The 12,453-nt window shown below is 28.1% G+C and carries 8 protein-coding genes; all 8 read right to left on the minus strand.

What is annotated here, in order from left to right:
- Positions 1–430: 430 nt before the first annotated feature.
- Complete coding sequence (rpoC, locus tag RJX12_RS00150) at positions 431–4,681, minus strand: DNA-directed RNA polymerase subunit beta' (RefSeq protein WP_343192197.1); 4,251 nt, start codon at positions 4,679–4,681, stop codon at positions 431–433.
- Positions 4,682–4,776: 95 nt separating this feature from the next.
- Entirely contained in the window at positions 4,777–8,805 is a 4,029-nt protein-coding gene (rpoB, locus tag RJX12_RS00155) for a DNA-directed RNA polymerase subunit beta (protein ID WP_343192198.1), read from the minus strand.
- A gap of 253 nt (positions 8,806–9,058) precedes the next feature.
- Positions 9,059–9,430, minus strand: a complete 372-nt coding sequence (rplL, locus tag RJX12_RS00160; protein ID WP_343192199.1) for a 50S ribosomal protein L7/L12 — start codon at positions 9,428–9,430, stop codon at positions 9,059–9,061.
- A gap of 79 nt (positions 9,431–9,509) precedes the next feature.
- Complete coding sequence (gene rplJ, locus RJX12_RS00165; protein WP_343192200.1) at positions 9,510–9,995, minus strand: 50S ribosomal protein L10; 486 nt, start codon at positions 9,993–9,995, stop codon at positions 9,510–9,512.
- A 262-nt stretch (positions 9,996–10,257) separates the two neighbouring features.
- A complete protein-coding gene (gene rplA, locus RJX12_RS00170; protein WP_343192202.1) occupies positions 10,258–10,950 on the minus strand; it encodes a 50S ribosomal protein L1 in 693 nt (230 codons plus the stop codon).
- 2 nt (positions 10,951–10,952) lie between these two features.
- Complete coding sequence (gene rplK, locus RJX12_RS00175) at positions 10,953–11,381, minus strand: 50S ribosomal protein L11 (protein ID WP_343192203.1); 429 nt, start codon at positions 11,379–11,381, stop codon at positions 10,953–10,955.
- Positions 11,382–11,524: 143 nt separating this feature from the next.
- Positions 11,525–12,070, minus strand: a complete 546-nt coding sequence (gene nusG / locus RJX12_RS00180; protein WP_343192204.1) for a transcription termination/antitermination protein NusG — start codon at positions 12,068–12,070, stop codon at positions 11,525–11,527.
- A gap of 4 nt (positions 12,071–12,074) precedes the next feature.
- On the minus strand, positions 12,075–12,449 hold the full coding sequence (gene secE / locus RJX12_RS02480) for a preprotein translocase subunit SecE (RefSeq protein ID WP_428994271.1): 375 nt from the start codon (positions 12,447–12,449) through the stop codon (positions 12,075–12,077).
- Positions 12,450–12,453: the final 4 nt, after the last annotated feature.

Raw genomic sequence — 12,453 nt, forward strand, 5'->3', positions numbered from 1 at the left:
TTATTTCAATGAATAAACAATTGAACATTAATTTATAAAAATAAAAAATTACAACTATAATTAGTATACTCTTGAAAATTATAAAAATATTTATCTTATTTTCTATAATTTAAACACTAAAATAATAATTACTTACAATTGAAAAAATTACTATTATGTAATGTATGTTTTATGTTACGTAGAATAGTTTGAAACTATAATATATATTTTACTTTAATTAAAATTTACATATAACGTTTTTTGAATAAAAAAAAATAATATCATATCTATAAGTAAATGAAAATAAATTAGTATAATTGTTAATTATTAATATATAGTATTTCATTTAATATAAGATCATAATTAAATTAGTTAAATAATTTGTTACTATTAGTTAAATCATTATATAAACTACTATTTTTTTAGTAGTTTATATTATAGTTATAAGATGTTATTTATTATTGATTAAATTTGAATTTAATAATTCAGATAAACTAGCAGAAGCTTCTTCAGGGCTAATAGTTGTAGATAAAGTATCATGGTTCATTTGATGATTTTTTAATAGAGATAATTTCTTATTATGTCTGTTTTTTAATCTATTTTTATGATAAGTATAACCAGTTCCAGCTGGTATTAAACGACCAACAATAACGTTTTCTTTTAAACCTCTTAATTTATCTTTTTTACCTGCAACAGCAGATTCTGTTAATACACGTGTAGTTTCTTGAAATGAAGCTGCAGAAATAAAAGATTCTGTAGCAAGAGATGCTTTTGTAATACCTAGTAAATCTCGAGAAAAGGTTGCTATTTTTTTGTTATTTTTTTTTAAATTACGATTTGATATTTTTACTCGATAAAATTCTACTTGTTCTCCATCTAAAAATTCTGATTGACCTGATGATATAATAGTAGCTTTACGTAACATTTGTCGAATAATAACTTCTATATGTTTATCGTTTATTTTAACACCCTGTAAACGATATACTTCTTGTACTTCATTAACAATGTACTTTGTCACAGATTGTATGCCACGTAATCTAAGTATATCATGGGGAGATTCTGGTCCATCTGAAATGATATCTCCGCGTTCTACACGTTCTCCTTCAAAGACATTTAACTGTCTCCATTTTGGAATCATTGTTTCATATACTACATTATTATCTATCGGAGTAATAACTAAACGTCTTTTTCCTTTTGTATCTTTACCAAATGAAATAAATCCACTAATTTCTGCAAGAATTGCTAATTCTTTAGGGCGACGTGCTTCAAATAGATCAGCTACTCTAGGTAGTCCTCCGGTAATATCTCTTGTACCTCCAGATTCTTGAGGAATTTTAGCTAAAGTATCTCCTGATCTAATTTTAATAGTATTATCTAATTGAACGATACTGTTTCCTGGTAAAAAATATTGAGCAGGCATATCTGTTCCTGGTAATAATACATCCTTACCAAATTTATCTATAATTTTTAGAGCTGGACGTAAATCTTTAGCAATAGAAGTTCGTTCTGCTATATCTAATATAACTGTAGAAGTTAAACCAGTTAATTCATCTGTTTGTCTTATGATACTTTGTCCATCAATCATATCAATAAATTTTACGTATCCGTTAACTTCAGTAATAACAGGTATTGTATGTGGATCCCATTTTGCAATTATTTCGCCAGGTTGTACCGTTTCTCCATGTCCTTTAATCATAATTGCTCCATATGGTACTTTATAACTTTCTTGTGTTTTTCCTAATTTATCTATCATTTTTAATTCAACGTTTCGAGAAGTAATAATTGTTTTTCCTTCTGAATTTATTACTGATTTAGCGTTGATTAAATTAATTTTTCCGGTATTTTTTACTTGAATATTAGATGTAGTAGCTACTCTAGATGCAGCACCACCAATATGAAATGTTCTCATTGTTAACTGTGTACCGGGTTCTCCAATAGATTGAGCTGCAATAACACCTATAGCTTCTCCTTTGTCTACTAAATGTCCGCGTGCTAAATCTCGTCCATAACAATACGCACAAATTCCAAAATCGGTATCACAATTAACGACGGATCTTACTTTTACACTATCAATTGAATTTAATTCTAAAATATCACACCATTTTTCATTTAATAAAGTATTTCTTGGAATTAAAATATCTGTAGAATACGTTTTTAAAATATTTTCAGCTGTAACTCTTCCTAGAACACGTTCACGTAATGTTTCTTTTACTTCTCCACCTTCAATAACAGGAGTCATGACAATACCTTCATGTGTTTGGCAATCATCTTCTGTAACAACTAAATCTTGAGCTACGTCAACTAAACGTCGAGTTAGATATCCAGAATTAGCTGTTTTTAATGCTGTATCTGCTAATCCTTTTCTAGCTCCATGAGTAGAAATAAAATATTGTAATACATTTAAACCTTCACGAAAATTTGCAGTAATAGGTGTTTCAATAATGGAACCATCTGGTTTAGCCATTAAACCCCTCATTCCAGCCAATTGTCTAATCTGTGCTGCAGAACCTCGAGCTCCTGAATCTGCCATCATAAATATACTGTTAAAAGATACTTGTGTTTCTATTATTTTATTTTTATTAATAACTAATTCTACAGAAAGGTTGGCCATCATTGCTTTTGCAATACTTTCATTTGCTGCTGCCCAAATATCAATTACTTTATTATAGCGTTCTCCAGCAGTTACTAGGCCAGATTGAAATTGTTCTTGAATTTCAGCTACTTCATTTTCGGCTTCTCTTATTATTTCTATTTTTTCATCTGGAATTACCATATCATCTATCCCTACAGATGCTCCAGAACGAGTAGCATAAGTAAATCCTGTATACATAATTTGATCAGCAAAATTTACAGTAGATTGTAATCCTAAAATACGGTAACAAGTATTAATCATATCAGAAATATTTTTTTTACCTAATGTTTGATTAATCATAGAAAATGGTAGTCCTTTTGGAACAATCATCCATAGGATAGCTCTACCAATAGTTGTTTCAATAACATGTGTTATTTTTTCGGTTTTTTCATTTCCTTTTATTATATATTCAGTAATTCTAATTTTTACTATTGTATGCAGTTCTACAAATTCTGATCGATATAGTCGTTCGGCTTCCTTAGGTCCAGTTAATATCATTCCCTCTCCTTTCCCATTAATTTTAGAACGTGTCATGTAATATAGTCCTAATACTACGTCTTGAGAGGGAACAATAATAGGTTCTCCATTTGCGGGAGAAAGAATATTATTAATAGACATCATTAATGCTTTTGCTTCTAATTGTGCTTCTATTGTTAATGGCACATGTACTGCCATTTGATCTCCATCAAAATCTGCATTATATGCCGCACAAACCAATGGATGTAATTGGATTGCTTTTCCTTCTACAAGAATTGGTTCAAAAGCTTGTATACCTAATCTATGTAAGGTTGGAGCTCTATTTAATAATACTGGATGTTCACGAATTACCTCATCTAATATATCCCAAACAATAGGGTCTTCTTTTTCGACCATTTTTTTTGCTGCTTTAATTGTAGTCGATAAACCATGTATTTCTAATTTTCCATATATAAATGGTTTAAATAATTCTAAAGCCATTTTTTTTGGCAAACCACATTGATGTAAATGAAGATATGGACCAACAGTAATAACTGATCGTCCTGAATAATCCACACGTTTTCCTAACAAATTTTGTCTAAATCGACCTTGTTTTCCTTTAATCATATCTGCTAATGATTTAAGAGGACGTTTATTAGAACCTGTAATAGCTCGTCCTCGGCGTCCATTATCTAATAAGGCATCAACGGCTTCTTGTAACATACGTTTTTCATTTCTAACGATTATATCAGGAGCTGATAAATCCAATAATCTTTTTAAACGGTTATTTCTATTAATTACTCTACGATATAAATCATTTAAATCAGATGTAGCAAATCTTCCTCCATCTAATGGAACTAATGGTCTTAAATCTGGTGGTAATATAGGAAGTACATTGAGAATCATCCATTCTGGTTTGTTATCAGAATGAATAAATGATTCTAACAGTTTAATACGTTTTGTAAATTTTTTTCTTTTTGTTTCAGAGTGACTTTCACATAATTCATTTCTTAATTTTGTACATTCGTTTTTTAGATCCATATTTTTTAAAAGAGATTGAATAGCTTCAGCACCCATTTTTGCATCAAAATCATCTCCAAATTCTTCCAATGCATCTAAATATTGTTCTTCAGTTAAAATTTGTCTTTTTTCTAAATTGGTCATACCTTCATCAATGATGACATATGATTCAAAATATAATACTCTTTCTATATCTCTTAAAGGCATATCTAATAGTAAACCAATTCTTGATGGTAAGGACTTTAAAAACCAAATATGTGCTGTAGGAGAAGCTAATTCAACGTGACCCATTCGTTCACGACGTACTTTGCTTTGTGTTACTTCAACTCCACATTTTTCACAAATTACTCCACGATGTTTTAAACGTTTGTATTTTCCACATAAACATTCATAATCTTTTACTGGTCCAAAAATTCGAGCACAAAATAAACCGTCACGTTCTGGTTTAAATGTACGATAATTAATTGTTTCTGGTTTTTTAACTTCTCCAAATGACCATGAACGAATCATATCAGGTGAAGGTAATGAAATTTTTATTGCATCAAATTCTTCTGTTTTCGTGCGCATTTTTAAAAATTTAAATAAGTCTTTCACAAATTAGTTCTCATTAAAATAAAACGATACAAAAAACTCTGAATAAAAAAATGAACCTTACTATTATTAAGTGTTTATAATTTGATAAAAATATTTTATTCATTCTCGAGTTCAATATTAATAGCTAAAGATCGAATTTCTTTTAAAAGTACATTAAATGATTCTGGCATACCAGGTTCCATTTGATGTTTTCCGCTTACAATATTTTTATACATTTTTGTGCGTCCATTAACATCGTCTGATTTTACAGTTAACATTTCTTGTAAAGTATATGAAGCTCCATAAGCTTCTAATGCCCATACTTCCATTTCTCCAAAACGTTGACCTCCAAATTGAGCTTTTCCTCCTAATGGTTGTTGTGTTACTAAACTATATGACCCTGTTGATCTAGCATGCATTTTATCATCTACTAAATGATTTAATTTTAGCATATACATGTAACCTACAGTGACTGGTCGTTCGAATTTTTCACCAGTACGTCCATCAAATAATGTAATTTGTCCAGAGGAGGGAAGATCAGCTAATTCTAATAATTGTTTAATTTCATTTTCCTTAGCTCCATCAAAAACTGGAGTAGCTATTGGTATTCCATTTTTAAAATTTTTTGCCAGTAATAAAATTTCTTGATCAGAAAATGTAGAAAAGTTAATTTTTTGACAAACATTTTCTCCTAAATCAAATGTTTTTTGTATAAATGAACGTAACTTATCTACTTTTTCTTTTTTATTAAGCATTGAATTAATTTTATCACCTAATCCTTTAGCAGCAAGACCTAAATGAGTTTCTAATATTTGTCCAATATTCATTCTGGATGGTACGCCAAGAGGATTAAGAACAATATCAATTGGGACTCCATTTGTATCATAAGGCATATCTTCTATCGGATTAATTTTAGAAATTACACCTTTATTTCCGTGACGTCCAGCCATTTTATCACCTGGTTGAATTTGTCTTTTAACTGCTAAGTATACTTTCACTATTTTTAATACACCAGGAGATAAATCATCTCCTTGAGTAATTTTCTTTCTATTAGTTTCTAATTTTTTTTCAAAATCTTTTTTTAATTCGTTATATTGAATAATTAATTGTTCTAATTTTTTTTGTGTGTCATGATTATTTAATGTAATTTTTAACCATTCTGTTTGGGATATATCTTTTAGTGTATTGATTGATATACCCGAATTAAGTAAAATATTTTTAATACGAATAAATATACTTGATTCAAACATTTTTAATTCTTCTGTTAAATCTTTTTTAATTTTTTTTAATTGCATTTCCTCTATTTCTAAAGCACGTTTATCTTTATTTACTCCATCTCTTGTAAAAATTTGTACATCAATCACTGTACCTGATATTCCGTTTGGAACACGTAATGATGAATCTTTAACATCAGAGGCTTTCTCACCAAAAATAGCACGTAATAGTTTTTCTTCTGGTGTTAATTGTGTTTCTCCTTTAGGAGTTACCTTTCCTACTAATATATCTCCGCTAGATATTTCAGCTCCAATATAAACTATTCCTGATTCATCTAATTTAGAAAGTGCTGTTTCACCAACATTAGGTATATCTGAAGTTATTTCTTCTGCTCCTAATTTTGTATCACGAGCAATACATGCTAATTCTTGAATATGAATAGTTGTGAATTGGTCTTTATGAACAACTTTTTCAGAAATTAAGATCGAGTCTTCAAAGTTGTATCCGTTCCATGGCATAAAAGCTACTCTCATATTTTGACCTAAAGCTAATTCGCCTAAATCAGTAGATGGTCCATCTGCTAGTACATTGCCTACTTCTACAGATTCATTTAATTGAATACAAGGAATTTGATTAATACAGGTATTTTGATTAGAACGTGTATATTTATTTAAATTGTAAATGTCAATTCCAGATTCTCCTAAATGCATTTCTTTTTCGTATACTTTAATAACAATACGAGATGCATCAACGTATTGAACTATTCCTCCTCTTTTTGCTATAACTGTAACTCCAGAATCTACTGCTACAGCTCTTTCCATTCCAGTACCAACTAAAGGTTTATCCGATTTTAATGTAGGAACAGCTTGACGTTGCATATTTGCTCCCATCAGTGCACGGTTTGCATCGTCGTGTTCTAGAAATGGAATTAAAGAAGCACCAACTGAAACAATTTGTTGAGTGGATACATCCATATAATCAACTTGTTCACGATTAAATAAACTAGATTCGCCTTTATGACGACAGGTAACTAAATCATCTAAAATTTTACCTAAAGAGTCTATATTTGTATTTGCTTGAGCAATAATAAAATTACCTTCTTCAATAGAAGATAGAAAATGTATTTTATTAGTTACAAAATTATTTTTTACTTGTCGATAAGGTGTTTCTAAAAAACCATATTTATTTGTTTTTGCATAAACAGATAACGAATTAATTAATCCGATATTTGGTCCTTCCGGTGTTTCTATTGGGCATACTCGACCATAATGAGTAGGGTGTACATCTCTGACTTCAAATCCAGCACGTTCTCTAGTTAATCCACCAATACCTAATGCAGATATTCTACGTTTATGAGTAATTTCAGATAATGGATTATTTTGGTCCATAAATTGAGATAATTGACTAGAACTAAAAAACTCTTTTATAGCTGAAGAAATAGGTTTAGCATTAATCATATCTTGAGGCATGATTGTATCAAGATCACCTAAAGATAATCTTTCTTTTACAGCACGTTCTACACGTACTAAGCCTATTCTAAATTGATTTTCAGCCATTTCACCTACAGATCTAATTCTTCGATTACCTAAATGATCTATATCATCTATTTCTCCCTTACCATTACGAATATTAATCAATTTTTTGATAACATCTACAATATCTAATTTACTTAATGTACCTGATCCTTCTTCATATGTTCTTAAAAGAGAACGATTAAATTTCATTCTTCCTACGGGAGAAAGATCATATCTATCTTCAGAAAAAAATAAATTCATAAATAAGTTTTCAGCTGCTTCTCGTGTAGGTGGTTCTCCTGGTCTCATCATTTTATAAATTTCAACCAATGCACTGAATCGATCATAAGTTTGATCGATTCTTAATGTTTCTGAAATATATGGACCATGATCTAAATCATTAGTAAATATTGTTTCTATGCGATTATATCCATTTTTTATTATTTGTTTTAACATATCGAAAGATAATTCTGTATTTGGTAATGCAATAGGTTGGTTAGTTTTTTTATCTATATAACTAGTAGTGACAATTTTATTGACGATATATTCAATTGGTACTTCAATTGTTGTTATGTTATCATTATTTAATTTTTTTATATGATTTGCAGTAATTCGAGAGCCTTTTTTGATATAAATAATATTATCAACTTGTATATCAAAGGAGGCTGTTTCACCACGAAGTTGCTCAGGTAAAAAAGACATTCTTATTTTTTTATTAGAAAAAGTATATATATGTTTTTCAAAAAATAAATTTAGAATTTCTTCAGTAGAATATCCAAGACTACGTAATAATATAGTAACAGGTAATTTTCTTCTTCTGTCGATACGAACAAATAAATGATCTTTAGAATCAAATTCAAAATCTAACCAAGATCCTCTATAAGGTATAATGCGCGCATTGTATAATACTTTTCCTGAAGAGTGTGTTTTTCCTTTATCACTATCAAAAAAAACTCCTGGACTACGGTGTAGTTGGGATACAATAACTCTCTCAGTTCCATTAATAATGAATGTACCATTATTTGTCATTAGAGGAATTTCTCCCATATATACTTCTTGTTCTTTAATATCTTTGACATTAGCGTCTAGATTTTCTCGTTCATAAATAATTAATCGTAATTTTACTCTTAAGGGAGCTGAATATGTAGCTCCTCTAATTTGGCATTCTTTCATATTAAAAATGGACTTACCTAAACGGTAACTTACGTATTGTAATTCGGCATTACCATTATAATTTTTAATAGGGAATATAGAATTAAATGCAGACTCTAATCCATGTTGATTTGTTGGATCATGATCAATAAATTTTTTAAATGAATCGATTTGAATAGAAAGAAGATAAGGTATATTTAAAATTTGTGGTCGTTTTCCAAAATTTTTACGAATTCGTTTTTTTTCGGTATAAGAGTAAACCATGGTTTCCTCAATAATTTGATAAGTTAGGTAACTTATTTTGTTAAAGTCAATTTATATATATATTGACTATAAATTGTGAATATGAATCAATTTTTTTGACTATATTAAAATTATTGTATGAATTTAAATTTCAAATTAAGTTAACATAAATTAAAAATTAGTGTTGTTTAATTTGTAGGAAAGGCTGGTGACTTAAAATAATTAGTCACCAGTATTTATTTATTATGTTGTATTAAATTTATACCAGTACAAATTATTTAATTTCTACTTCAGCTCCAGTATCTTCTAAAGTTTTTTTCAAAGATTCTGATTCTGCTTTATTTACATTTTCTTTAATAATTACTGGCGCAGATTCAACTAAATCTTTTGCTTCTTTTAATCCTAATCCTGTTAAACTACGTACAGATTTTATAACTGCTATTTTGTTGGTTCCTATAGATTTTAAAAATATATTAAATTCTGTTTTTTCTTCTACAGTATCTATATCTTGATTGGTTTTAGTATTCGATAAAATTGAATTTGATGATACGCCGAATTTTTTTTCCATGTCTGATACCAATTCAACAATATTTTTAACTGACATTTCAGATATAGCTTCAATAATTTGTTCTTTATTAATAGACATATAAGAATTCCTAATTATAATCAGAAGTATTGTTATTTATTATCTGCATATAGAAAAAAGTTATGATAGTTTTAGTTATTTATTTATTAGATATAGCAGATAAAGTACGAATAAGCTTTCCTATAGCAATTTCTTTAATTACAGATAAAAAAATTATGATAGCTTCATTATGAGTTGGCATATCTGCTAATTCGTAAATTTGTGCGATAGATAGTTTTTTTTCTTCAAATATGCCACCGGTAATTTTAAAGTTTTTGTGTGTTTTTGAAAATTCTTTTAATAATCTAGCTGCACTACCTGCATGCTCTAGTGAAAAAGCTATTAAATTTGGACCATGTAATGAATTGTGTATACATTGAAAAGATGTATCTTTTATAGCTAAATTTAATAAGGTGTTTCGTATGATACTAATATGCACTCCATTACTTCGACTTAAACGTCTAAGTTCTGTAATATCGTTTCCCGTAACTCGTTGAGAGCTCGCAAATACAATAGATAATGCTGAATTAGCTATATTTTTTATTTTAGTAATAATTTCTTGTTTATTTTTCAGGTTTAATGGCATTGATATGATGCTCCTGTATTTTTTTTTAAGATCATATTATGACTATAATAAATAAATTTATTTGATATAGTATATAATTAGTTCTGAAATAAATACTGGGAATATAAATATTTTCAATCGATAAAATTACTTCAACTATGTTATCAATAAACTTAAATAAAAAAAAATATGCCATTAAAGTAAGTGATTGATGTATTATAAAAAATATAATTATAGTTTTTTTATAATTAAATAATGATTATCTATATTTTTTGATTTATTTTTAAACAAAGTGTTTTTGATCAATAGTTAAACCAGCTCCCATGGTAGTTGATAATGTAATTTTTTTGATAAAAACTCCTTTTGAGTGAGAAGGTTTATTTTTTTTTAAAGAAACTAATAATGCATTTAAGTTTTCTTGAATATTTTGTTGAGGAAAGTTAATTTTTCCAATAGTAGTATGAATAATTCCATTTTTATCATTTTTGTAACGTATTTGCCCTGTTTTAATATTTTTTACTGTTTGATAAATATTATCTGTTACTGTACCTAATTTGGGATTAGGCATGAGACCTTTCGGTCCTAAAATAGACCCTAATTTGCTAACTATTGGCATAGTGTCAGGAGAAGCGATAACAACGTCAAAAATTATTTTTTTATTTTTTATTAAATCAACTAGATTTTCCATACCAATAAAATCAGCTCCAGCAGATTTTGCTAATTTTATATTATCTCCTTGAGCAAATACAGCTGTTTTGATGGTTTTACCAATACCATGTGGTAGAATAGTTGTTCCGCGGATGTTTTGGTCTGATTTTTTTGCATCGATACCTAATTGAATGGATACATCTATACTTTCATTAAATGTTTTTATTGCAAATTCTTTTAACAGTAGAATACTTTCATTAATGTTATATTGTTTTTTTAGTTTAGTTTTGTTTTTTATTAATAGCATTCTTTTTGTTAATTTCGGCATATTTATTCCTCTACTATCAAACCAATAGAACGGGCAGTTCCGGCTATTGATTTAGACATTTTTTCAAGATTAGCACCTGTCATATCTTTTTGTTTTATGGACGCTATGTCTAAAATTTGTTTTTTTGTTACTGTTCCAATTTTATCTTGATTTGGTTTACTAGAACCAGATTTAATTCCTGCTATTTTTTTTAGTAAAATAGAAGCAGGAGGTGTTTTTGTTATAAAAGTAAATGAGCGATCAGTATATACAGTGATAATTACTGGAATAGGAAGGCCTTTTTCCATATTTTCTGTTTTTAAATTAAAAGCTTTACAAAATTCTATAATATTTACTCCTTTTTGACCTAATACGGGACCTACGGGAGGACTTGGATTAGCCATTCCTGCAGCTACTTGTAATTTGATATAGTGTTGTATTTTTTTAGCCATAATATTTTTCCGTAATAATATAATATTTAGGTAGTTTTTAGTGTTAATTTATTTTATATATACGTATTTATTTTTTATTTCTATCATGTAAGTAATAATATAAATAACTAAATTTTAAGTAATAAAGACATTAAAGAAGAGATTTAGTTTTTTTCAACTTGTATAAAATCTAATTCTACAGGAGTTGCTCTGCCAAATATGGATACAGAGACTTTTAATCTATTTTTATCATAATCAATTTCTTCTACTATTCCATTAAAATCAGAAAAAGGACCGTTATTAACTCTGACTATTTCTCCTGGTTCAAAAAGAGTTTTTGGTCTTGGTTTATTACCAATTTTCTTTAATCTTGTAATAATTGCATCTACTTCTTTGTCACTGATAGGAGAAGGTCGATCGGATTTACCTCCTATAAAACCCAGGACTCGTGGTACATTTCTAACTAAATGCCAGCTTAGTTCATTCATAATCATTTGAATTAATACATATCCTGGAAAAAATTTATATTCGCTTTTTTTACGTTTTCCTCCACGAATTTCTATAACTTCTTCACTAGGAACCATAATGTCTCCAAATAATTTTTCCATATTATTTAATTTGATATGTTCTCGAATTGCTTGTGCTATTTTATTTTCAAATCCAGAAAATGCTTGTAGTACATACCATCTTTTTTTTTGATTATCATACATTTAATTATCTCAGGTTAATTATAAATGATATTACACGAAATATAATATTATCTAATCCCCATATGATTAAAGATACTATAATGATTATAGTTGTAATGATTCCGGTAGTATATATAGTTTCTTTTTGACTAGGCCAAATAATTTTTTTTGTTTCATTTTTTGAAGAAATTATGAAATGTAGTATTTTTTTACCTATATTGGTAGACAAAATAATGAAAACAAAAAGAAATAATAAACAAAAATTAATTAATATGTAATACAGATATGCAATTTTTTTACAATAAATATTAATTATTACTGTAGTTATAAAAATAATTAATATATATAACCATTTGACTATTTTTTTATTATTGGTTTGTGTGTAAAAATTAAAATTCATAAAT

The organism is Buchnera aphidicola (Formosaphis micheliae), from assembly GCF_039403185.1.
GTDB lineage: Bacteria > Pseudomonadota > Gammaproteobacteria > Enterobacterales > Enterobacteriaceae > Buchnera_C > Buchnera_C aphidicola_B.

What these genes read in the sequence shown, in the direction of transcription:
- rpoB (WP_343192198.1), bottom strand. Translation starts at nt 8,805, where the DNA reads ATGGTTTACTCTTATACCGAAAAAAAACGAATTCGTAAAAATTTTGGA.
- rplL (WP_343192199.1), bottom strand. Translation starts at nt 9,430, where the DNA reads ATGTCTATTAATAAAGAACAAATTATTGAAGCTATATCTGAAATGTCA.
- secE (WP_428994271.1), bottom strand. Translation starts at nt 12,449, where the DNA reads ATGAATTTTAATTTTTACACACAAACCAATAATAAAAAAATAGTCAAA.
- nusG (WP_343192204.1), bottom strand. Translation starts at nt 12,070, where the DNA reads ATGTATGATAATCAAAAAAAAAGATGGTATGTACTACAAGCATTTTCT.
- rplK (WP_343192203.1), bottom strand. Translation starts at nt 11,381, where the DNA reads ATGGCTAAAAAAATACAACACTATATCAAATTACAAGTAGCTGCAGGA.
- rplA (WP_343192202.1), bottom strand. Translation starts at nt 10,950, where the DNA reads ATGCCGAAATTAACAAAAAGAATGCTATTAATAAAAAACAAAACTAAA.
- rplJ (WP_343192200.1), bottom strand. Translation starts at nt 9,995, where the DNA reads ATGCCATTAAACCTGAAAAATAAACAAGAAATTATTACTAAAATAAAA.